This is a genomic window from Nocardioides convexus (assembly GCF_011090295.1).
Genome location: NZ_JAAMYA010000001.1, coordinates 301,735 through 322,562 on the forward strand (window position 1 = coordinate 301,735; position 20,828 = coordinate 322,562).

25 protein-coding genes and 3 pseudogenes are annotated in these 20,828 nt (G+C 68.3%); 16 read left to right on the forward strand and 12 right to left on the reverse strand.

From position 1 onward, the window contains the following. Positions 1–29 precede the first annotated feature (29 nt). Entirely contained in the window at positions 30–341 is a 312-nt protein-coding gene (locus G5V59_RS02200) for a hypothetical protein (RefSeq protein WP_278255436.1), read from the reverse strand. Next, positions 341–631 carry a helix-turn-helix domain-containing protein gene (locus G5V59_RS02205; protein ID WP_278255437.1) on the reverse strand — a complete coding sequence of 97 codons (291 nt, stop codon included), beginning with the start codon at positions 629–631 and terminating at the stop codon, positions 341–343. Before G5V59_RS02205 ends, G5V59_RS02200 begins: the two co-directional genes overlap by 1 nt. A 35-nt stretch (positions 632–666) precedes the next feature. Here G5V59_RS02205 and G5V59_RS02210 point away from each other — a divergent pair, with 35 nt between their 5' ends. Beyond that, entirely contained in the window at positions 667–1,695 is a 1,029-nt protein-coding gene (locus tag G5V59_RS02210) for a hypothetical protein (RefSeq protein ID WP_278255438.1), read from the forward strand. Positions 1,696–2,020: 325 nt separating this feature from the next. Here G5V59_RS02210 and G5V59_RS02215 read toward each other — a convergent pair whose 3' ends face one another. Further along, positions 2,021–2,209, reverse strand: coding sequence for a hypothetical protein (locus tag G5V59_RS02215; RefSeq protein ID WP_278255439.1), 189 nt, complete (start codon positions 2,207–2,209; stop codon positions 2,021–2,023). Positions 2,210–2,266: 57 nt separating this feature from the next. Here G5V59_RS02215 and G5V59_RS02220 point away from each other — a divergent pair, with 57 nt between their 5' ends. Next, a complete protein-coding gene (locus tag G5V59_RS02220; RefSeq protein ID WP_278255440.1) occupies positions 2,267–2,782 on the forward strand; it encodes a site-2 protease family protein in 516 nt (171 codons plus the stop codon). Positions 2,783–3,334: 552 nt separating this feature from the next. Here the strand turns inward: G5V59_RS02220 and G5V59_RS02225 are convergent. Both G5V59_RS02225 and G5V59_RS02230 read right to left on the reverse strand, forming a co-directional pair. Next, positions 3,335–3,637, reverse strand: coding sequence for a hypothetical protein (locus G5V59_RS02225; RefSeq protein ID WP_278255441.1), 303 nt, complete (start codon positions 3,635–3,637; stop codon positions 3,335–3,337). A gap of 266 nt (positions 3,638–3,903) precedes the next feature. Then, a complete protein-coding gene (locus G5V59_RS02230) occupies positions 3,904–4,242 on the reverse strand; it encodes a methyltransferase domain-containing protein (RefSeq protein ID WP_278255442.1) in 339 nt (112 codons plus the stop codon). A 608-nt stretch (positions 4,243–4,850) separates the two neighbouring features. Here G5V59_RS02230 and G5V59_RS02235 point away from each other — a divergent pair. After that, positions 4,851–5,213 carry a four-helix bundle copper-binding protein gene (locus G5V59_RS02235; protein WP_278255443.1) on the forward strand — a complete coding sequence of 121 codons (363 nt, stop codon included), beginning with the start codon at positions 4,851–4,853 and terminating at the stop codon, positions 5,211–5,213. Positions 5,214–5,837: 624 nt separating this feature from the next. Here the strand turns inward: G5V59_RS02235 and G5V59_RS02240 are convergent. The 4 genes from G5V59_RS02240 to G5V59_RS02255 all read right to left on the reverse strand — a co-directional run bounded on the left by G5V59_RS02240 (position 5,838) and on the right by G5V59_RS02255 (position 8,010). Further along, entirely contained in the window at positions 5,838–6,497 is a 660-nt protein-coding gene (locus G5V59_RS02240; protein WP_278255444.1) for a hypothetical protein, read from the reverse strand. Between the two features lie 146 nt (positions 6,498–6,643). Then, positions 6,644–6,913, reverse strand: coding sequence for a hypothetical protein (locus tag G5V59_RS02245; protein WP_278255445.1), 270 nt, complete (start codon positions 6,911–6,913; stop codon positions 6,644–6,646). Beyond that, positions 6,888–7,553, reverse strand: coding sequence for a cation diffusion facilitator family transporter (locus G5V59_RS02250; RefSeq protein ID WP_278255446.1), 666 nt, complete (start codon positions 7,551–7,553; stop codon positions 6,888–6,890). Before G5V59_RS02250 ends, G5V59_RS02245 begins: the two co-directional genes overlap by 26 nt. 4 nt (positions 7,554–7,557) lie before the next feature. Then, entirely contained in the window at positions 7,558–8,010 is a 453-nt protein-coding gene (locus tag G5V59_RS02255; RefSeq protein WP_278255447.1) for a metalloregulator ArsR/SmtB family transcription factor, read from the reverse strand. 323 nt (positions 8,011–8,333) lie between these two features. Between G5V59_RS02255 and G5V59_RS02260 the strand changes: the two genes are divergently transcribed. The 13 genes and pseudogenes from G5V59_RS02260 to G5V59_RS02315 all read left to right on the forward strand — a co-directional run bounded on the left by G5V59_RS02260 (position 8,334) and on the right by G5V59_RS02315 (position 17,878). Further along, positions 8,334–8,678 (forward strand): DUF3817 domain-containing protein, encoded by a 345-nt coding sequence (locus G5V59_RS02260; protein ID WP_278255448.1) that lies wholly within the window; start codon positions 8,334–8,336, stop codon positions 8,676–8,678. 270 nt (positions 8,679–8,948) lie between these two features. Beyond that, a pseudogene (locus G5V59_RS02265) lies at positions 8,949–9,071 on the forward strand (cytochrome ubiquinol oxidase subunit I); the annotation flags it as partial. Positions 9,072–9,162: 91 nt separating this feature from the next. Further along, a pseudogene (locus tag G5V59_RS02270) lies at positions 9,163–9,591 on the forward strand (cytochrome ubiquinol oxidase subunit I); the annotation flags it as partial. 118 nt (positions 9,592–9,709) lie between these two features. Continuing rightward, positions 9,710–10,273 (forward strand): cytochrome ubiquinol oxidase subunit I, encoded by a 564-nt coding sequence (locus tag G5V59_RS02275; RefSeq protein WP_278255449.1) that lies wholly within the window; start codon positions 9,710–9,712, stop codon positions 10,271–10,273. A 159-nt stretch (positions 10,274–10,432) separates the two neighbouring features. Further along, a complete protein-coding gene (locus G5V59_RS02280; RefSeq protein WP_278255450.1) occupies positions 10,433–11,284 on the forward strand; it encodes a cytochrome d ubiquinol oxidase subunit II in 852 nt (283 codons plus the stop codon). A gap of 167 nt (positions 11,285–11,451) precedes the next feature. Then, positions 11,452–11,757, forward strand: a complete 306-nt coding sequence (locus G5V59_RS02285; RefSeq protein WP_341351117.1) for a metalloregulator ArsR/SmtB family transcription factor — start codon at positions 11,452–11,454, stop codon at positions 11,755–11,757. Next, positions 11,754–11,900, forward strand: coding sequence for a hypothetical protein (locus tag G5V59_RS35490; RefSeq protein ID WP_341350818.1), 147 nt, complete (start codon positions 11,754–11,756; stop codon positions 11,898–11,900). Before G5V59_RS02285 ends, G5V59_RS35490 begins: the two co-directional genes overlap by 4 nt. Then, positions 11,897–13,858 carry a cation-translocating P-type ATPase gene (locus tag G5V59_RS02290; protein WP_278255451.1) on the forward strand — a complete coding sequence of 654 codons (1,962 nt, stop codon included), beginning with the start codon at positions 11,897–11,899 and terminating at the stop codon, positions 13,856–13,858. The genes G5V59_RS35490 and G5V59_RS02290 overlap by 4 nt, the downstream gene beginning before the upstream one ends. Continuing rightward, positions 13,767–14,402 carry a signal peptidase II gene (locus tag G5V59_RS02295; protein WP_278255452.1) on the forward strand — a complete coding sequence of 212 codons (636 nt, stop codon included), beginning with the start codon at positions 13,767–13,769 and terminating at the stop codon, positions 14,400–14,402. The genes G5V59_RS02290 and G5V59_RS02295 overlap by 92 nt, the downstream gene beginning before the upstream one ends. 2,048 nt (positions 14,403–16,450) lie before the next feature. Next, complete coding sequence (locus G5V59_RS02300) at positions 16,451–16,690, forward strand: hypothetical protein (protein WP_278255453.1); 240 nt, start codon at positions 16,451–16,453, stop codon at positions 16,688–16,690. A 194-nt stretch (positions 16,691–16,884) separates the two neighbouring features. Then, entirely contained in the window at positions 16,885–17,337 is a 453-nt protein-coding gene (locus G5V59_RS02305) for a hypothetical protein (RefSeq protein WP_278255454.1), read from the forward strand. A 194-nt stretch (positions 17,338–17,531) separates the two neighbouring features. Further along, positions 17,532–17,717, forward strand: a complete 186-nt coding sequence (locus G5V59_RS02310; protein WP_278255455.1) for a hypothetical protein — start codon at positions 17,532–17,534, stop codon at positions 17,715–17,717. A 2-nt stretch (positions 17,718–17,719) separates the two neighbouring features. Next, entirely contained in the window at positions 17,720–17,878 is a 159-nt protein-coding gene (locus G5V59_RS02315) for a hypothetical protein (RefSeq protein ID WP_278255456.1), read from the forward strand. Positions 17,879–18,840: 962 nt separating this feature from the next. On the opposite strand, the gene G5V59_RS02320 is transcribed toward G5V59_RS02315, so the two are convergent. The 3 genes and pseudogenes from G5V59_RS02320 to G5V59_RS35495 all read right to left on the reverse strand — a co-directional run. Further along, the gene (locus tag G5V59_RS02320; RefSeq protein ID WP_030485876.1) at positions 18,841–19,044 is read right to left on the reverse strand and encodes a DUF2892 domain-containing protein; all 204 of its coding nucleotides are present in this window, start codon (positions 19,042–19,044) and stop codon (positions 18,841–18,843) included. A gap of 310 nt (positions 19,045–19,354) precedes the next feature. Continuing rightward, positions 19,355–19,924 carry an MMPL family transporter gene (locus G5V59_RS02325; RefSeq protein ID WP_278259586.1) on the reverse strand — a complete coding sequence of 190 codons (570 nt, stop codon included), beginning with the start codon at positions 19,922–19,924 and terminating at the stop codon, positions 19,355–19,357. 607 nt (positions 19,925–20,531) lie between these two features. Continuing rightward, a pseudogene (locus G5V59_RS35495) lies at positions 20,532–20,765 on the reverse strand (MMPL family transporter); the annotation flags it as partial. Positions 20,766–20,828 lie beyond the last annotated feature (63 nt).

A 20,828-nucleotide genomic window follows, 5' to 3' on the forward strand; every position in this document is an offset into this window, starting at 1 on the left:
TCAGTTCGAGATCCGGGACTTGCCGGCCCTCAAGCCTCCTCGGGAACGGGCGCCTGCTGCAGGCCGGCCATGACCAGGTCGATGATCGCGTCCCGGGTCGGCCCGGGTTTCCAGTGGTGGGACGCACGCAGGTGGATGTAGCCCCAGCCGACCACGTTGAACAGCACGGTCGCGGTGATGGTGGGGGACAGGTCTCGCAGGGTGCCGTCGTTCGCGCCGTCGCGCAGCAGACGCTCGAAGGGTTCGGCGAACGCGTCCACGACGAGTGCGTCGGGTCCCGTCTGGTGGAAGACCTCGCCGTGGGCGAGGAACATCCCGGCGAGCAAGCTGGAGATGATCATCAGCGGTGTCGCACAAGGCTTCCAGTGCAGCGCGGAGCCGCTCGTGGGCAGTACCAGCGTGGGCGAGGGCGGGCAAGATGGCGCGCCGGTAGGTGTCGGCGGCCTCCAAGGTGAGGGCGGCGACCAGGCTCCTCGCGCGTGACTCCGCGCCGGTAGATGGTGGCGCGCGACATCCCGGCCTCGGCGGCGATCCGGTCGAGGGTGACCTCATTGAGGCCCCAACGGGTGATCGCGACCGCGGTGGCGTCGATCAGTGTCCGGTCGATCACACCTGCTTGCGTACGTGACATGCCTTCATCATAGTTGAGACATGACCGTCGCATCTATGAACTATGATCGTCTCACGCTGTCGCCTGTCGTCGGCTGGCCCGTGGCCGTCGGCGGACTGCTCGCGGTCTTCGCGACCTATTGGGACGAGGCGTTTCACACCGACGTCGGGCGTGACTCGGCCTGGGCGGCGCCGCATCTCCTGCTCTACGGCTCGATCGCCGTCGTCGGGCTAGGCGTGGCGGGCTGGGGGCTGAGGGTCCTCGTCGGGACCCGGTCGTTCCGCGGCTGCCTGGCTCAACCGCCCTTGCTGGCGGCCGGTCTCGGCGCTTTGGGCGCCCTGGCGGCAGCGCCGATCGACGCGTGGTGGCACGAGGCCTACGGCCGCGACGCGGTGTTGTGGAGTCCACCGCACATGCTGGTTGTGCTTGCCTCGACCGCCCTGGTCCTCGGTGTACTGTCCGGACTCCCGGCGCAGGCACGCGCGCTCCGGGCGGTCGCGGGCGTGCTCATGCTGGCCAACGCCGCCGCAGTGGTCTTCGAGTACGAGGCTGGCGTCCCGCAGTTCAGCGAGGTCTTCTACGTGCCCGTCCTTCTGGTGGTCGGCCTGGCCGCGGTCTGGACGGTCAATCAGTTCGTGCCGGTTCGCTTGCCTGCGACGACCGTGGTGCTCGGGTACGCCGTGCTCCGCGTGGGCATTGCCGGCGGACTTCTGGTGCTGGGCCGCAGCACCCCCGATCTCCCCATCGCCGCGTTGGGGCTGGCCGCGTTCGACCTGCCCCTGCGGCGTACGTCGTCGCGTTTCGCCGCCGCGGCGGTGGCGACCTCGACGCTCGCCTGGCTCGCCTCGGCCGGATCGCTGGCCAGCGCGATGGCCTCCGAGGTCGCGGTGACCGCCGCGCCGGTCATCGTGATCGGCTTGGTGTTCCTGCTTGCCGGCGCGCGCCGCGGACTCTGGGTGGCCCCAACGCTGCTACTCGGCCTGGCAGCCCTGGTGACGGTGGAACCCGATCCTGCCCAGGCCCACGACCCCGGCCAGGGCGACCCCATCACCCGCCTTGAGACTCACCGTCACCAGCGACGGTGACGGTCACCTCACGCTTATGGCCGCCGCGGGAGAGCACTGCGACGACCTCACACCTGAGTCGGTCGTCGCCAGGCGAGCGGGTGAGACGGTCACCGCCACGCTACGAAAGGTCGACGCGTGCCGGTTCGTCGGGGAGCCTGACCGTGCTCACACAGGGTCGGTGGTTCGTCTATGGCGAGTTCACCCATGCCGCCGACCCGGCGGAAGCGTGGCTGCCCGTGGACGCCGGTTCGGTGGACACCGTCCGCGAGACGCGAATGCTGTACCGGCCGCCTGGGGCGGGAGGCGGTACGTCCTGGATACAGGTCGTTTCCGGCGGGCTCATCTACGTCGTCGGGCTGGGACTCGTGGGCGTCGGGGTCCGTGCCGCCCGCTCACGACGCCAGCCGTACCGGGTCAGCCCGCGCGGCTTGTAGATGTTGAGCACCAGGATGCCGATGAGCAGGGTCAGGCCGATCAGGGCGTGGGGGATGTCGCTGCCCATGGTCTCCAGGTGCTCTGGGCTGGCGGCCACCCAGAACCGGGTGCCGGGGCGGCGCGACTGTTAGGTATGCCTCGTACGCTGACGAGCATGCACAACGCCGCACCGCCCCACGACGAGTCGGGCGTCGTTGCCGTCCCCGGCCCCTCGGACAGCGGAGGTGGCGCCTCAGGTCTTCGGCTGGGTCGGTTGTTCGGGGTGCCGCTCGATGTGCAGTGGTCCGCGGTGGTCATGGCGGTGTTCACCGGCATCGTGTTCGCTCCGATGGTGCGGTGGTGGTTTCCCGGAATTGGCATCTTCGCGTACGTGCTCGCGTTGCTGGTGCCCGGCATTCTCATGGTCTCGGTGCTCGCTCACGAGCTCGGTCACCTGCTGGCCGGCCGCGCATGTGGCGTACGACCGACACGGATCAGCCTGGACATCCTCGGCGGGGTCACACACTTCGACCGGGATGCTGACACCCCGGGCCGGGAAGCCGTTATCGCAGCGAGCGGGCCCGTGGTCTCGGCGCTGTTGGCCGCTTCGGGTACGCGGTCCTCGCCTGGGGGTCGGCCGAAGGGTTCACCAGAACGCTGGTCTTCCAGTTCACGATCTTCAACATCCTGATCACTCTCTTCAACGTCCTTCCCGGCCTACCACTAGATGGCGGCTGGGTGCTGCGGGCCGGCCTGTGGAAACTCACCCGACGCCCGATCCTGGCGCTGCGCATTGCGGCCTGGTCCGGCCGGGCCCTCGCGGTCACCTTAGTTCTCTACCTGGGCTGGCAACTAGCCACTGGCGTTCAGGCTCGGAGCGCTGACTTTGATCGTGTTCGCTTTGGTCGCGCATCAGATCTGGAGCGGCGCCACCGCCGCACTTCATGAGGCCTACCCATCGCCGTCGCTCGCAGAGGACGTCTCCGGGCCTGATCAAGCGCCGGATCCAAGCCGTCTCGCTTTGAATCGCGAGAGGCCGGGGCCGTAGCCGCGGCGTCCTGCTCGCTTGCACCATCGTATCGCCGCGGGTGCGTCGACCTGCTCTACATGGACCAGGCTCGGTTCCAAGGCCTGCGTCGCCGTCGGTGACGACTTGACCTGGGTGGGCCTGGTTGTGATCAGTGCCGGGTCCAACGGTCGGTCTGGGTGAGCCAGAACAGGTAGGCGAGCGCCGGCACGATGATCACGCCTGCCAGGCCACCGCGACCTGCAGCCCGGTGAGCGTGGCCGGCGCCCGGCCGCGTCCTGGGAGCGGACCTCGTCGATGAGCAGCCACGGGTACTGGGCTGCGCCCCGTCCCCAGACGACGGCGGCCACCGCGGCCACCGCGGTGAGCCGAGCCGGTGAGAAGTCCCGCCGCCAGAGCAGCCAGAGGGTGGCGGCGCCGGCGGTCGCGGAGACCACGATCAGAGGCAGGGCCTGGCCGGTCAGTCCGTTCGAAGAGGGTGGGGGCGTCTTGGCGGAGCGGCACCAAGGTGCCGAGCACCACGGCCCGGTGACGACGCTGACGACGAGGGTGCGTCGGCGGAGCCGGTCGGCCAGGGCGGTCTGGCTGGCTCGCTGGGCGTCGGCGACCAGGAAGGTGCCGGGCAGGAAGGCGCAGGTGCTGACCGCGATCAGCGACGATCCCGGGCCAGATGTACCAAGATTTGACAACCTACCTTGCGCTGATCGTGATGGCGATGGACGGCACCTTCCAAAGCAGTCGTCGGCACAACCGGACGAGCAAGCTGGCGCCAATGGGTCAGGGACTCAGTCGACAGGCGCGTCGCATACTTTGCGCGCCACAACTCGCTCGACCAGCCCCAATTTGAAACGCTGTGCCCGGTCGACAGTCAGACCGCGCGCCTCAACCTGCTCGAGCGGGCGGCGCAAGAAGTGCTCGCCTCCCATTGGCACGGTGACCAATTCGAGCAGCCGTTGCAGTCCGCGTGCGACACGCGAAGTGCTGCGAACGTGGTCGACCAGGATCAAGGCACCGCCAGGTCGCAGAACCCTGACCATCTCATCGACCGCCGCGTCGAGGTCGGGAATGGCGCACAGGCCGAACGTGCAAACCACCGTGTCGAAGGTTGTCGACTCGAACGGCAACGAGTGGGCATCTCCTCGGCGCAAACTCAACCGTCCTGTCCACCTGCTTTGACCGGCTTCGGGCGACGTCGAGCATGCCCTCGCTCAGGTCGATGCCGGTCAGCGTCACGTCGGCCGGGTATAGGGGGAGGTTAAGGCCGGTGCCGACGGCAACCTCGAGCGTGTCGCCCGATGCCTGCGAGCAGGCCCATTCGCGCGAGTCGCCGAACAGGATGCGGTCCCACATCCGCATCTCGCGGTCGTACCCACCACCCGACTTCTTGTCCCAATAGCGCTGCCACCGTGCTGGGTGGTCTCCTGTTCGCGGGCTCATGTCCACACCATAGGCATCCCGCTGATGGACGCAGCGACGCGGTGGGACATGCCTGGCCGCTGGTACTGGGTCCGGAGACGCCGCCCTTGTTCCCACCCACATTGTCTCTGATCATCCAGACCTGAGGTCTCCCGTGCAGCACCCTCAACCGGCATGCTGGTGTGCCGCCGCCCTCATGAAGACCTACCCCGCCGAGATCAACAACGACCGGCAACTGCTGGCCGAGTGAATCAAGGCCTGCGTGGAGTGCGCCCAGGCATGCACGGCGTGCGCGGACGCTTGCCTGAGCGAGGAGATGGTCGCCGACCTGACCAAGTGCATCCGCCGCAATCTCGACTGCGCCGACATCTGCGAGGCGACCGGCAGGGTGCTGTCGCGCCACACCGGGTACGACGCGAACATCACCCGCGCCGTCCTCCAGGCGTGCGCCCAGGCATGCAAGTCCTGCGGGGACGAGTGTGACCAGCACGCCGACATGCACGAGCACTGCCGCGTCTGCGCCGAGTCGTGTCGTCGCTGCGAGGACGCGTGCAAACAAGCTGCTAGCCGCCATCGGCTGAACCGAACCCTCCACGCCGAGTCCGACTGCAGCCTGTGGAAGACCGGAGTGGAAACCGGCGCACGCCCGGGACACCAGCGGGGCTTCACCAGCGCGTAAGCCGCTAGGTCGCTGCCTCGGCCGGCGCCGATCTTCGGGTCGCTGCCGTCCGACGCGCTGGCGCCGACAGGCACCTGAGCGGGGCCAGAGGACCGGGCTGGACCCTCCCTCTACCTCCTGAGGGTGGGCACCTCTACTGGGGCGCCGTCGGTGCGAGGTACTCAGCGGGGATCAGTCGCTCGACTTGCGCTGTCAGGCTGGCGCGCAGTCCTGGACCTCGTCGCGGGCCACGAACAGTAGCGAGAGGGTGGTGCCGGTCTCGTCGTGCACGGGGAAGGCTGACATAGGGGAATCGACGTGCGAAGTCCAGGATCACGTTTACTGGCCGTCGTGCTTGGGACGCCCGGTCGGTGTCGCCGCCACGTCTGCAGACCCGGCCCAGGCTGTGGAGGGCCTGATGGACCGGTTTGACCGCGTCAGCAGGCGCGGTCTCCTCAGGCCGGGGGATGGCGACGTTCTGGGAGGACGGCTTGGTCACGGGCTGCCCCGGCGAGTCCCGGTCGACCCCCACGACCAGGACCAGTACGAGCAGTAGATGGGCGACGACATCTAGATCGAGTTGGAGCGACGCACCGGCTTCAGCCACATCGGCTGCAGCCCACCAGCGGGTCAGCCCCGCGCTGGTCAGCCCCCGAGTTCGGCGAGGACGTAGATGGCGAGGAAGCCGGCGAAGAACATTGCGCTGAGGAGAGCAGTCTCGGTTTGCTCGTGGGCTTCGACGAGGAGTTCTTCCACGGCCAGGTAGAGCAGGGCGGCGGCGCCGAATGCCAGGACGAATGCGAGTGCGGCGGGTCCGACGCCGCCGAGGAGGGCTGCGGCGGTGATCGCGCCGACTGCTGTGCTCACACCGAGGCCGCTGCAGATCAGAGAGGCTTGGCGAGGTGACAGTCCGCGGTCGGTCGACTCGGCGGCCATGGAGAGGGACAGGAAGAGAATTTCCAGGGTGAGGGCGATGGTGAGGATCAGGGCTTGGGTGGATCCGAGTCGCGTACCGAGCCCGACGAGCACGCCGTCGATGAGTAGGTCGATCGCCACGGTCGCCAGGAAGCCGATCGGGATACCGGCGACGACTGCTTTCTTTGTGGACTCTTTAGCCGTGGAATCCTGCTGGTTGTCGAGCCGACGCCCGTAGGCGGCGAGGGAGAGGACCAGGGCGACACCCGCGGTGAAGCCGGCGGCGGCCCAGCCGAGGTTGCCTTCGTGCCGCAGGTCGGGCAGCAGGCTCGCCGGCGAGTGCGGCGATGACCACTCCGGCGGCGAAGTGCTGGATGCCGCTGACCACACGGGGGCCTGGTCTGCGCACCGCGGCCATGGTGGAGCCGATGGCTCCGGCGGCGACGGGGAAGCCTGACCAGGAGCGCTGCCTGTCCCACTGCGCTCACCGGGGACCTCCGCAGGGAGTGTGGTGTCGGCCGTCACGGGTGTGGAGGTCAGATGGGGTTGGCATGTTCCTCGTGGCTGGCTGGTTCGCACTGGATGGTGGCGTGGGTGACGTGGTACTCCTCGGCCAGCAGCGCGGTGACTCGGTCGAGGACGGCGTGGAGTTCGGCGTCGTCGGCTAGCACCACGTGTCCGCTGGCGGTGTCCAGTCCAGACGTGACGGTCCAGATGTGCAGGTCGTGCACGTCTGCGACGCCGGGCAGTGCCCGGATCTGGGCTTCGACCTCGTTCACGTCAACCCCGGGTGGGGCGACCTCCATGAGGATCCGCAGCGCCTGCGCGATGAGCCTTCCAGGTTCTGGGCAGGATGAACAGGCCGATCGCGGCGCCGATGATGGGGTCGGCGTAGGGCCAGCCGGTGGTGAAGATGATGATGGCGGCCACGATGACACCGACCGAGCCGAGCATGTCGGCGAACACCTCGAGGTAGGCGCCCTTGACGTTGAGGGACTCCTTGGCGCCGGCGATCAGCAGTCGGAAGCCGATCAGGTTGACGATCAGGCCAACGACGGCCACGGCCAACATCGGCAACCCGGGCACGTCCGGTGGGGAGGAGAATCGCTGCCAGGCCTCGTACAGCACGTACCCGGCTACTGCGAACAGCAACACCCCGTTGGCCAGGGCGGCCAGGACCTCCAGTCGGTAGGTGCCGAAGGTGCGTTGCGGGTTCCCGGAGGCCTGGGCCAGGGTGATCGCGGCCAACGCCATCCCGAGGCCGAGGACGTCGGTGCCCATGTGGGCGGCATCCGAGAGCAGAGCCAGGGAGCCGGTGGTCAGGCCGACGGTGAGTTCGACCAGCATGTAGGCAGCGGTCAGGCCGAAAGCGATCAGAAGGGGCCTGCGGTGCCGTGCGCCGGCGGTAGCAGCACTGGCGTGGCTGTGCCCGTGGTCGTGTCCCATCCTGTCAGACCCCCGGGGTGCCGTCGGCGGCGTGTCCGAGGTGCTCCCGGGTGACGTCCAGGAGAAGCCGCACGTGACTGTCCGCGAGGCGGTAGCGGACCATCCGACCGTCGCGACGGTTCGTCACGACACCGGCGGTGCGGAGCAGTCGTAGCCCGTGGGACAGCGCCGAGGGGGTCATGTCGACCATCTCGGCCAGGTCGCACACGCAGGTCTCGCCTGCCTCCAGCAGCGCGAACAGCACCCGCACCCTGCCCGGGTCGGACAGCAGATCGAACGCGTCCGCGATCCGGCTCGACTCCTCCGGGGTGACCAGCAGCGGCCGGGTGGCGTGCACCCGGCCTTCATCGACCTGGGTCGCGGTGCAGGCGTCGAGGCCCACCACCTGGGCATCCTGGGATCGGTCCACGGGAACTCCTGAACATTTGAGCGAGTTTTCACATGTACGGTAGTCCACCTTGGACCTGACCGGCCCACCGGGAGTCTCAAGCAATGCCAACCGAGTTGACCTGCCCCAGGCTCGATGTCGTGCGGCAACTTCTTGGTGATCGTCCAGGAGTCGGCGATCCCCAGGTGGCCAACTGGCCAACGCCATCCGCACCGCCCGGCCCGGCCGGGCCGAGATCGACCAGATGCGCCGGATGCCCCGACGACCGCGACGAAGCAGAGAAGAGCCCATAATGCCCGTGCCGACTGAGAACCCCACGTCGGAAGGCTCGACCCGCGTCACGACGCGGCACTCCCTATACTCAGCGACTGTCTCCTCGAACCCGCGCGCAGTTGTTCCGAGTCGTTGCCACGGCCGAGGCCGTCTCCTGGGTGGGTCTGCTGACCGGCATGTACGTCAAGTATCTGACAGACGCGGGGGATCTCGGGGTGCGGATCTTCGGGCCCATCCACGGCGGAATCTTCGTCGCCTACCTACTGCTGACGTTCCTGGTCTCACGCGTGTTCGCCTGGAGTCGTCGTATTACGTTGCTGGGGCTTGCCTGTTCGGTGCCGCCGTTCGCCACGTTGACGTTCGAGGTCTGGGCGCAACGAACTGGCCGGCTCTCGACGCCAGCGAGGGCGACGGATTTCACAGACACTCGCGCCCCGGAAGAGGATGACCGGCGACGCGTCTGAGCCAGCGGCGCGCGGATGGTCGGACGCTCTGTCTTTGATGCCTCACCACGACCCGGCGGCAGCGGGCCAACCCCGGCGGCGACGACGTCTGAAGCCTTGAAGGCACCCGAAGGTCAGAACTTGTGAAACTATTCACAATCAGCACCTTGGGTGACGGATCCGCGACTGTGCGCACGTACCGTCGAGGTCATGGTCGCCCGAGGCATGCTGTTTCAGGTCCTCAGTGTCGAGGAGCCTGCCGGGTTGCTGCCGGCGCGTGAGCAGATGGCGATGACGTTGGGGTGGCACATCATTCTGGCCTGTTTCGGTGTGGCCTTTCCCGCGATGATCCTGGTCATGCATTGGCGGGGGATCCGCCGCGGGGACCAGGTGGCGCTGGGTCTGGCGCAGCGCTGGTCGAAGGTGGCGGCGGTCTTGTTCGCCATCGGTGCGGTCTCTGGCACCGTGCTGAGCCTTCGAGATGGGTCTGCTGTGGCCCGGACTGATGGGACGTTTCGGCGACGTGCTGGGGTTGCCGTTCGCCGTGGAGGGTCTCGCGTTCTTCGTCGAGGCGATCTTTCTGGGCATCTACCTCTACGGCTGGGGCCGCATCCCCCCGAAGCGGCACGTGTTGATGCTGATCCCGATGGCCATCTCCGGTGTCGTCGGCACCTTCAGCGTGATCGCGGTCAACGCCTGGATGAACAACCCCACCGGGTTTCGGATGGTCGAGGGCGAAGTCACCGACGTCCAACCCTGGCGGGCGCTTTTCAACGACGGGGTCTGGGGTCAGTTCGCGCATATGTGGGTCGGCGCGTTCATGGTCGTCGGTTTCCTGGTCTCGGGGGTGTACGCAGTGGGCATGCTCCGCGGCCGGGTCGATGCTCACCACCGGTTGGGGTTCACCGTCCCGTTTGTCTTCGCGAGTGCGGCGGCGCTGGTGCAGCCGTTCATCGGCCACCTGCTGGGGTTGCGGCTCGGTCAGAGTCAACCTTCGAAGGCTGGCGGCGTTCGAGCTTGCGACCACGACCGAGAGCCCATCCCCTCTACGCTTGGGCGGGGTCCTGGTCGATGGTCAGGTCCGGGGGTCGATCGACATCCCGCTGCTCGGTTCGATCATCTCCCGCAACTCCTTCACCACCCCGGTTCAGGGCCTGGACACGATCCCGGTCGCCGACCGGCCGCCGGTCAACATCACCCATCTCGCCTTCCAGTCGATGGTCGGCATCGGCACCCTGCTGGCGCTCGCTGTGGTGGTGTTCTGGTGCGCCCGGTGGCGCCGCCGTGACCTGCTCGGGAACCGCTGGTTCCTACGGTTCTCCGCGGTTGCGGGGCCACTTGCCATCGTCGCGCTGGAAGCGGGTTGGATCGCGACCGAGGTGGGTCGCCAACCGTGGACGGTGTTCGGGGTGCTTCGCACCACCCAGGCGGCGGGGAGCAACTCAGGGCTGTGGTGGCTGCTCGGTGTCACGCTCGTCGTCTATGCCGGCATGACGGTGGGCGCCTTTGTCGTGTTCCGGTCGATGGCGCGACGATGGCGCTCGGGTGAGGTGAACCTGCCCAGCCCGTACGGGCCGCAAGCCCGATTCTCCGAAACCCAGCGAGTCGACCGTTGACCCTCCCACTGGCCGTTGCGGCCGCACTCTTCGTGGGTGTGCTGGCCTACTCGCTGTTCGGTGGCGCCGATTTCGGCTCCGGGTTCTTCGACCTGACCGCGGGCGGCTCTGCCTCGGGAGCCGAGCCTGCGCACGCTCATCGACCACAGCATCGGACCGGTGTGGGAGGCGAACCATGTCTGGCTGATCTTCTGCCTGGTGACCTGGTGGACGGCCTTCCCGGAATCCTTCGCGGCCATGATGAGCACCCTCATCATCCCGCTGCTCCTGGCACTGCTGGGGATCGTCTTACGAGGAGCGTCGTTCGCCTTCCGCAAGTACGCCGCCAGCCTCGCCCAGGCGCGGCTGTTCGGAGCGATCTTCGCGGCCTCGTCGCTGATCACCCCATTCTTCTTCGGCTGTGTGGCAGGCGCGATCGCATCGGGCCGGGTGCCCGCGACCGGACGTGGCTCCCTGATCGACTCCTGGGTCAATCCCACATCAATTTTCGGTGGCCTCATCGCGGTAGGGACGTGCACTTTCCTGGCCGGAGTGTTCCTCGTGGCCGACGCCTCGCGCTCTGGTGCACAGGTGCTCGCGGAGCGGCTGCGCACCCGGTCCCTCGCGGTGGGCGTCCTGACCGGGCTGATCGTCTTCGCCGCCTTGGTGCCGATCAAGCACGACGCCACGACTCTCTATGACGGGCTCACCGGGCGCGCAGCACCCCTGATCGGCATCTCGGCCATGGTCGGCGCCGCCACGCTGGTGCTGCTGGTCGTGCGTCGCTACCTGGCGGCGCGCCTCACCGCGGTTCTCGCCGTGGCGTCGGTGGTGCTCGGGTGGGGGGTTGCGCAGTACCCCTGGCTGCTCGTCGACCAGGTCAGCATCGCCGACGCCGCCGGGTCTCCAGCCACACTCGCCGCACTGCTCGTCGTCGCCGGCCTAGCCACAGTCATCGTCCTCCCCTCGATGGCCTACCTGTACTCGCTCACTCAGTCCGAGCCCTGGACGCACTCGCCGTTCGGATCCTGACGCTCCGTAAAACAAGATCACTGGCTGGTCAGGGCTGGTCAGGGCTGGTCACGGCTGGTGAATCTGGGCGCCAGGGTTGGGTTGCCGGTGGCTGATCACAAGACGTCGACATGGTGCCGTCAGCGCATTCGACGCAATAAATGGCGCGCTATCATCGGCATATGCCGATGATAATCTCGAGTTCTCCTGCGGTCTCAGCCCGCCAGCGCGGGGCGGCCCTCTTCCACGGGTTGGCGGATCGGAACCGGTTGGCGATCGTGGCCCAGTTGGCCACTGGTGAACGGCGCGTGGTCGACCTGACGAGTGCCTTGGGGCTCGCCCAGGGCACGGTCTCGGGGCATCTGGCGTGCCTGCGGGGCTGCGGCCTGGTCGTTGGTCGGCCGGAGGGCCGACAGGTGTTCTACTCCTTGGCCCACGCCGAGTCGATGGATCTGCTCACGGCGGCCGAGCAGCCTACTCGCCCGCACCGGTGACGCGGTGGAGCCTGTGCCCGAACTACGGCACCCCGACCGACACCCCGACCGACACCCAGACCAGCACCGAGATCGAGATTCGGACCGACACCCGGACCGATCCTGAGCCCGGCATCGCGCGGATCAGGGAGATTGCGCCGTGACCGACGCCTGTTGCGGCCACGACGAGCCCCGAGACGAGGAGTTGGAAGAACGCGAGCCGGAGCGACTGTGGGAGGTCAGCGAGCTTCGCTTCGCCGCGGTCGCAGGAGTCCTTCTCGTGGCGGGCTTCATCGCGGACCTGCGGGACGCACCCGCATCGGTGGTCACCGGCGGGTACGCGGCCGCGCTGTTGGTGGGTGGCTGGACGTTCGTGCCCGGCACCTTGAAGCGGCTGGTCAAGGGCAAGATCGGGGTCGGGACCCTGATGACGATCGCCGCGGTCGGTGCGGTGATCCTGGGCGAGGTCGCCGAGGCTGCGGCACTGGCGTTCTTGTATTCCATCAGCGAGGGTCTAGAGGAGTACGCCGTGGCGCGCACCCGCCGCGGACTGCGGGCGCTGCTCTCGTTGGTGCCGTCCGAGGCGACCGTCCTGCGCGGCGCCACGCAGGTCACCGTCGCACCCCACCAACTGGCCGTGGGTGACCTCCTACTGGTGCGCCCGGGGGAGCGGGTCGCGACCGACGGCGTGATCCGCACTGGCCGGTCCGCGCTGGACGTGTCCGCGCTGACGGGGGAGTCGCTGCCGGTCGAGGCCGGCCCGGGCGACGACGTGTATGCGGGATCGATCAACGGCACCGGAGTGCTGGAGGTCGAAGTGACCACCACTGCCCAGGACAACTCCCTGGCCCGGATCGTGAAGATCGTCGAGGCCGAACAGTCCCGCAAGGGCAACGCCCAGCGCCTAGCCGACCGGATCGCCCAACCCCTGGTGCCTGGCATCATGCTCCTCGCCGCGGTGATCGCGATCGCCGGGAGCCTGCTGGACGACCCGCGCACGTGGATCGAACGCGCCCTGGTCGTGCTGGTGGCCGCCTCTCCGTGTGCGTTGGCGATCTCGGTGCCGGTCACCGTGGTCGCGGCGATCGGCGCGGCCAGCCGCATCGGCGCCCTCGTCAAGGGCGGCGCCGCCCTGGAGGCCCTCGGCCGGATCCGTGCGATCGCGCTGGACAAGACCGGCACCTTGACCCGCAACCAACCCAGCGTGGTCGACGTCGCCACCACCGGAGCCCACACCCGCGATGAGGTGCTGAACGTCGCGGCAGCGCTCGAGGCGGCCAGCGAGCACCCGCTGGCCCGCGCCATCCTCGCTGCCGTCCCCGTGCACAGCCCGGCAGCCGAGGTCGAAGCGGTCACCGGCGCCGGCCTGATGGGCACCGTCGATGGCCGCCCGGCCCGGCTCGGTCGCCCCGGCTGGCTCGACGCCGGTGACCTCAACGACCGCGTCACCGAGATGCAGCAGGCGGGCGCGACCGCGGTCCTGGTCGAGCACGACGGCACCGTCATCGGCGCGGTCGCGGTTCGCGACGACCTGCGCCCCGAAGCAGCCGACGTCCTGGCCCGGCTTCGCGCCGACGGCTACCGGGTCGCGATGCTCACCGGCGACAACCACCGCACCGCTACCGCCCTCGCAGCCCAGGCCGGCATCACCGAGGTTCACGCCGACCTGCGTCCCGAGAACAAGTCGACGATCATTGCCCGGATGCGAGAGACAGCACCGACCGCGATGGTCGGTGACGGTGTCAACGACGCTCCGGCCCTGGCCACAGCCGACGTGGGGATCGCGATGGGCGCGATGGGCAGCGACGTTGCGATCGAGACCGCCGACGTGGCCCTGATGGGTGAGGACCTGCACCACCTGCCCCAGACCCTGGCCCACGCGCGCCGGTCCCGGGCGATCATGCTGCAAAACGTCGGTCTGTCCCTAGGACTGATCGCCGTCCTGATCCCGCTGGCCGCATTCGGGGTGTTGGGACTGGCCGCCGTGGTGCTGGTCCACGAGCTCGCCGAGATCGTGGTGATCGGCAACGGTGTCCGAGCCGGCCGAGTCCGCGCGCAGGCACCGAGCCCGGTCCATCGACCGGCCGACGCTGCGGCAACCCAGCAGGCTGGCATCCCGTGAGCGACAATGCCGCTGTCGCAAGGCCCCCGGGCGCTGGCAGCAGGCGCCTCCTGCTGCTTGCGGCCGTGGTCGTCGCGGCCATCGATCTGGTCGCCAAGGCACTGGCCGAGGCCCGCCTCAGCGACACCCCCCGTCAACCTGGGGCTGCTGCAGGCTTCGGCTGGCCCACAACAGCGGCGTCGCCTTCAGCCTCGGTGACGCCCTGCCGACCTCGGTGGTCGCGGCCCTCACCGCCGCCATCACCGCCGTCATCGCCCTCTACGGCTGGCGACACGCCCCCACCGCCAGCCGGATCCAAGTGCTGGCCGGGGCCGCCATCATCGGCGGCGCATCCGCCAACGTGATCGACCGGGCCCGCGACGGCGTCGTCACCGACTACCTCCACACGGGATGGTGGCCCACCTTCAACCTCGCCGACACAGTCCTCGTCATCGGCGGCGCCGTCCTCGTTCTTAGCCAGACCCGGCCCGAACAGAAACATGCATCCGATGCGGCTGCGGCCAGCGACAAGTACCCCGCTGGTGGGAACACGGCCGAGAACTAACCCGAACGACCCGGTTTCGCGGGTGGCGGCCTCTGTGGGGTCGGGCGGACCGGCACGGCTCGGGGCAATAGAGTCAATGCCAAGGATGGCGGTGAGTCCAAACCTTGACGATGTTTGCCATTGGGCTCCCTCGCGCTGGTCGCCGGCCTGGCCTCCTTTACGGCGCCCTTGCACGCTTCCTCTTCTGCCCGGCTACGTGTCCTTCGTCTTCGGCATGGCCCCGAGCGGCTCGCCTTCCACTCCCACGACGCGGCGGCGGGTGCTTATGGGGGGTGGCCTATTCGTGGCCGGTTCACCGTGGTGTTGTGCCACTGGGCGTCACCGCCTCTGGGCTCGGCCTGCTGCTGGCGCAGAACGCCGATTCCCTGTGAGGTTGGTCGGTGGTGCGTTCATCGTCGTGGTGGGACAGGTCAGTGCGGGCCTGCTGCGGATTCCCCTGCTTCAGCAGACTCGCGCGTCTCGACATAGCACACCTAGGCACCAGTCCGCGCACTGCCTTCCCACTCGGCTCGGCCTTCGCGTTCGGGTGGACGTCGTGTGTCGGGCCCGTCCTGGCGGGAGTATTGGTGACGGCCGCCAGCACCACCACGATGGTCCAGGCTGCGGTGCTGCTGGGTTCCTAAATGCCTGCTTCCTCGGCCTGCCCTTCTTAGGTCTCGCGGTCGCAGTGACCAGGGGTCGCGGCGCCTACGATGTATCAGACCCGGAGTGCGTCGCGGATACCGCGCCAAGTTCTGATGTCAGGTGCGCCAGTTCGGATCGTGCCCGGTTCAGCGCATCGTCCAGGTCAGTGTCCGCACTTGATCCGGTGCAGCATCTGTCCGAGGAGCGCTTGGCGCCGTTCAACGAGAGGTGGCGATCACGGATCGGGCGTAGACAGCACAGATAGGTCAGGATCAAAGACCCGGCCACGATTCCGGCGGGCACCAGCCACGACGTCACCGTACCGGCCCCCCGGGGCACTTTGTTCACGGTCGCGCTGGGCGGCGTGCAGGCTGGTCAATTTGTGCCTGCAGCGCGGCGAGACTCGGCCTCCTTGGCTGCATTCCCGCTCGGATCCGAGCGTTGACCACGCATCATCATCCACATCATCGCGCCCATCCCGAGCGGACAGGCCAGCAGGGCCAGGGGATACAGCGATTCAGGCATCGTTCCTCCATCGGCTCACACACGCGGCTACTATCACGAATAGTACGATCGGTGCCAAGGATGGGCCAAGGACGTAACTCCATGGACTCCGCAAGGATGAGACGCCGATGACCTTGCGTCGCCGGCACCACGCCAGTGTCCGCGTGTCTCCAGACTCGCCGGCACGTGGTCCGCTAACCAAGGAGAAGGCACATGACGAGCACCACCTCGTTGTCCAAGGCCGAGCGGCGGCGGTCGAGGGCCGCCGAGCAGGAAGCCGCCCGGCGCCGGGCGGAACGGCGCCGCCAGGCTGATCCGGGGTGGCGTGATTGCGCTGGCAGCGTTGGTGGTCGTGGCGATCGTCGTCTTCCTCGCCACCCGAGGCGACAAAGCAGGCGGGGAGGCTCCCGCGTCGGCGCCGACCGTGGGTGGGGATCTGCACACCGTCACCTCCATCGGAAACGCCCTCTTCGTCGGCGGCCATGCCGCGGTCGCGGTCTCCCACAACGACGGACAGACCTGGCAGCAGGTCGATTCCCTGGATGGTGCGGACGCGATGGGCTGGGCGGTTACCCCCGATGCGGTGCTGGTCGGCGGGCACCCGGGCCTATTCCGGTCCACGGATGAGGGTGCCACCTTCTCCCAGGTGAGCGATGTGTCGTTCACCGACGTGCACGCCCTCGGCGGCACGGGAACGACCGTCTACCTCGCCTCGCCCCAGGCCGGGCTGCTGGCCTCTACCGACGGCGGGGAGAGTTGGGAGGTCCGCAACGCCGAGGCTGGACGCTCCTTCATGGGCACCATCCTCGTCGATCCACGAGACCCCCAGCGCCTGCTCGCCCCGGACATGTCCGGGGCATTGGCGGTCAGTACCGACGGTGGCAGCAGGCTGGCAGTCGCTGGGCGGGCCGAAGGGTGCCATGGCCGCGGACTGGAACCCGACCGACACCGAACAGATCGTGGCCGTCGGGATGGACGGCGCCGCGCGCAGCACCGACGGCGGCGCCACCTGGCGGGACCTCGACGTACCGAACGGCACGAGCGCAATCGCCTACACGGACAACGGCAAAGCCCTCGTCGCCGCGGTCTTGCAGGACGAACAGGCCGTCACATACCGGTCCATAGACGATGGCGTCACGTGGACTGCGACGACCTCCTGAGGACCTTCCGTCGTCCAGCAGTGATGCATGCCGGGCGACTGAGCCTACGCGATGCATCCGAGCGCTGGTAGCGGCCAGGCTGCGCAGTGGCGGTGCAGGCACTGAGAATCCCGTCGCGCTCGCGCGCGTGGCAGGCCCAGACTTGGGACAGTCATCGGGACCTGGCAGGTGCCACTGTGATCGGTGGCCGCCCCGTGGTCTGGCTGGCGCGGCACCCAACGGCTGCGGTGTTCGTGCTCCTGGGCGTCATCGCCGCCTTCAGCGCCTCGCTTGTGTGGCTCTTGTCCGGCTCGTCTAGCGATGCGCCCGGAGTCAGATCGGACGCTCAGGACGCGCCCTACACGCTTCCCACGCCCACGCAGCACCCTCCCAAGAATCGGGTCGACGCCGCCCACAAAGCACTGCACGCGCTCGGTCGCGCCTGCAAGACCCCAGTGGCACGTCGCGATCCGGAGGCGGTACGTCGACCGCTCGACCTGATGGAAGCTTTCGCTACGGACTTCCCATCGGGGGGCTTCCGCATCGACGACGAACCTGGCACCACGCTGGCGCTGCTGACCGTGGTCTGGAATGAGCTCAAGACCTGCGACCCTTCCCTGGTGCCGGAGGTGGAAGAACTGATTCCCGCCGAATACCGCGGCGAATGACCATGACCGGGATGGTCGAGGTCGCGACTCCCGAAAAGGTGGAGACGATGCTCGGCCAGCCTGCCGTCACCGGTGAAGGTGCTCTGGCACCTGGTCGGCAAACGCAAGTACCGCAGGTACATCACGCCGGTCCACGGCGGCAGCCCGCGTGAGCCGAGGGAGGGCGTCACCAGGCGGCCGTCGCCTGTTCCCTCGTGCTCGGCCTGGGCTTCAGCCTCCCGGGAGCGTACCGCGCGTCGTACTACGCGCGACACGGCAAGGTGTGGACGTTCGTCGGCTTCTCCACCTACTGCGACTGGCCCTTCGAGCGCTGGGCCTCACGACCAACGTCGCGCTACTACTCGGCTTCGTGGCCGTGTGCGTCGCCGAGGTCGTGGTAGGTGTGCTGCTCTGGCGCGAGGCAATGATCGCTCCGTGGCTGGCGCTGGACCTGCTGCCGGTCGAGCTCGCGTTCTGGATCGGCTTCGCGCTGCCGTTCGGACCGCGGCTCGGACTGGCGCGCACCGCACTGGTAATCGCCATCCTCGTGGCCAGGAACTGATGCCCAGCCGGCTTGCGGCCAGCCGGTGCCGCACGACGATCCCCTTGCGGTGACCGCCCGCTTCGACCGTCGGTTCGGCGCGCAGCAAGCCAGCCAGCATGCCCGCCGCCTAGGTGTCGGCGCGAGTTCGATCTTTTCCTCAGAAGTAACTACAGGTCGTAGTACTGACTGACTGACCCATGCTGACCTGCGCAAACGTCGAGGTTGGCCGGCTGTTTGTACCGGATGTGTAACAGGCTACCGCGTTGCTCTGGAGGTCCCCGGATGAGACGGAGCGCCTAGATTGATTGCGATGTCAGCCGCTTTCTATCTTGGCTGAACGTCGCGAGCCGGGTACTCGCGCAGATCAATGAGAGTCGTTCGTGCGCCGCGCGGTGATCCAGGTGAACTGTTGCCCGGCGCCGGCGGGGGTGCGGTGGATCCGCGTCTCGGCATGGGTGAGGGTGAAGGCAGGTGCGAGAAGGGCGGCGAGGTCGTCGGCTGAGTGCCGGGCCGTCGGCAGGCCCGAGCAGGACGTGGGTCCGTCGGGGCCGAATGTGGCCAGGACCAGCAGGCCGTCGGAGGAAATGGTGCGGTCGGCCAGGTCGACGTACGTCGCTTGGTCGGTGCGAGTCTGTGAGGAAGTGCAGCACGGCGCGGTCGTGCCAGGCGTCGTAGGTGCGCGCGGGCTCCCAGGCAAGGACGTCGCTGACGACGTAGGCGACCCGCCCCGCGGCGGAGCCGAGACGGTCGCGCGTCACTGCGAGCGCTTCGTGAGAGATGTCGAGCACGGTGATGTCGTCGCGGCCCTCGGTCAGGAGCGCGTCGGGGAGCCTGGACGCGCCGGCTCCGATGTCGATCACCGAGCCGGGCTGTTGGCGCAGCAGACTCCACAGAGTGGGTGGGCGTCTCTTCGAACCACGAGACCGTGTCGAGGTCGCGCGGCGCGAAGACAGCATCCCAGTGGTCAGCGCTGTCGTCGCTCATCGGAAGGCGCACCCGTTGCTGACGCCGAGCCGGCGGAAGATGACGGCCGCGGGGCAGAAGCCGGTAATGGAGGACTGGAGCAGGTTGAGCCCGACGAAGGCGGTCAGCAGCAGCCACCACGGTGACACGAGGGCCACCAGCAGGGCGCTGAGCAGGGTCATGGTGCCGGCGAGGAGGAGAACGGCGCGGTCGAGGTTCATGCCTTGCCTCCGAAGAGGCGGCTGAAGAACCCGGAGCCGGGCTCGTGGGGGTGGCCGGCGCACCGGTCGGCGCGCGGGACGCGGGCGAGGACCTGGTCGACGTGCTGGCCGCAGCCGGCCCAGGTGGTCTTGCCGCACTTCTTACAGGTGACTGCTCGGCACATGGTGGGGCTCCTTCGGTTCGAGGCGATGATGCAGGAGAGGTGAAAGCGGTGCGAGGGTGATGGGGTGTGGTCCGAACGCCCGGGGGGGCGGGCGCCCGGACCACGTGCCGCGGCGCAGGGGGCACGCCGCGGCGGTCGAGGGGTGCTCAGCCGTGCGAGAACGTGATGGTCGGCAGCACCTTGCGCAGCCAGGCAGGTGACCACCAGGCGGCTTTGCTGGTGAGGCGCAGCATGACCGGCAGTAGCACGAGGCGTACGAGGAAGGCGTCGAGCAGGACGGCGACGCCGAGCACGATGCCCATCTCCTTGGGGGGCAGCGGGCCGGAGAGCGCGAAGGTGAAGAACACCGCAACCATGACCGCACCGGCGGCGAAGATAACCCTGCCGGAGTGCGCCAGCGAGCCCACCATGGCGTCCTTCGGGTCGCCGGAGTGCTCGTAGTGCTCCTTGGCCGAGACCAGCAGGAACACCGTGTAGTCCATCGCGATCGCGAAGATCATCGCGAAGAAGAACACCGGCGCCCACGCGTCGAGGAAGCCCTGACTCTCGAAGCCGAAGAAGTCGGCGCCGATGCCTTCCTGGAAAACCAGACGGGCCACCCCGAACGCGGCGGCCGTCGACAGCAGGCTCGCCAGAGTGCCGAGCAGCGAGATCAGCGGCGCCTGGAGCGCGACCAGCAACAGCAGGAAGCCGAGCACGAGGACGACCGCGATCACCAGCGGCGTCGAGTTGTCGAGCCTGGGCCTTGAGGTCGAGGTTCTCCACCGCCGCGCCGCCGACGAGCGCGCTGTCGGGCAGGTCGGCGCGCAGCCGGTTGACGGTGTCGCTGAGGGCGGGGTCGGAGGGGTCGACGGTCGGGACGGCCTGGATGAGGACCAGCCCGCTGTCGTCGGCTGCCGGCATGGAGGGCATCGCTCCGGCGATGCCGGGGTCGGAGGCAAGTACCGTGCTCGCGGTCTCGGCGTCGGAGGCCTTCATCACGATCTGGAGCGTGCCGGGTGCACCTTCACCGAAGGACTCCTGGACCAGGTCGTAGCCGATCCGGGCGCTGGCGTCCTCGGGCAGGACCTTGATGGACGGCATAGCGGTCTTGAGTCCGATGATCGGTGCGGCGAGCGCGAGGAGCACGATGAGCGCGCTCAGTCCCCAGACGAGCGGTCGTTTCCAGAGTCGCTCGCCCCAGGCGGCGAACTTCGGGGAGCGGTGCTCCCCGGCCTTGACCCACGGCAAGGACAAGCTTTGTTGATCTTGTGGTCGAGCCTTGAACAGCACCAGCGGCAGCAGGGTCAGGGTTGCGGCCAGGACGAAGACGACCGAGAGCATGATCCCGCCGGCCATAGAGCGGAAGGACGGCGAGGGCACGAGCATCACGGCCGATAGCGAGATCAGCACGGTGGCGCCGGAGAGCAGCACGGCCTTTCCGGCGGTGTCCATGGTCTCGGCGACGGCCTGGCGAGCGGAGTTGCCCGAGCCCATGCGGGATGCGCGGTAGCGGACGACGAGGAACAGCGCGTAGTCGATGCCGAGCGCGAGGGCGAACATCATCGCGAAGTTCATCGCCCAGATGGAGACCGGGACGAGTCTCGTTGATGAGGACCAGCGAGCCGGCGGAGGCGACGA

Coding starts and splice junctions, on each gene's coding strand:
- G5V59_RS02300 (WP_278255453.1), top strand. CDS start 16,451: ATGGCCGCGGACTGGAACCCGACCGACACCGAACAGATCGTGGCCGTC.
- G5V59_RS02220 (WP_278255440.1), top strand. CDS start 2,267: ATGCACAACGCCGCACCGCCCCACGACGAGTCGGGCGTCGTTGCCGTC.
- G5V59_RS02235 (WP_278255443.1), top strand. CDS start 4,851: ATGGTCGCCGACCTGACCAAGTGCATCCGCCGCAATCTCGACTGCGCC.
- G5V59_RS02285 (WP_341351117.1), top strand. CDS start 11,452: ATGATAATCTCGAGTTCTCCTGCGGTCTCAGCCCGCCAGCGCGGGGCG.
- G5V59_RS02210 (WP_278255438.1), top strand. CDS start 667: ATGAACTATGATCGTCTCACGCTGTCGCCTGTCGTCGGCTGGCCCGTG.
- G5V59_RS02320 (WP_030485876.1), bottom strand. CDS start 19,044: ATGAACCTCGACCGCGCCGTTCTCCTCCTCGCCGGCACCATGACCCTG.
- G5V59_RS02205 (WP_278255437.1), bottom strand. CDS start 631: ATGTCACGTACGCAAGCAGGTGTGATCGACCGGACACTGATCGACGCC.
- G5V59_RS02245 (WP_278255445.1), bottom strand. CDS start 6,913: ATGGAGGTCGCCCCACCCGGGGTTGACGTGAACGAGGTCGAAGCCCAG.
- G5V59_RS02250 (WP_278255446.1), bottom strand. CDS start 7,553: ATGGGACACGACCACGGGCACAGCCACGCCAGTGCTGCTACCGCCGGC.
- G5V59_RS02200 (WP_278255436.1), bottom strand. CDS start 341: ATGATCATCTCCAGCTTGCTCGCCGGGATGTTCCTCGCCCACGGCGAG.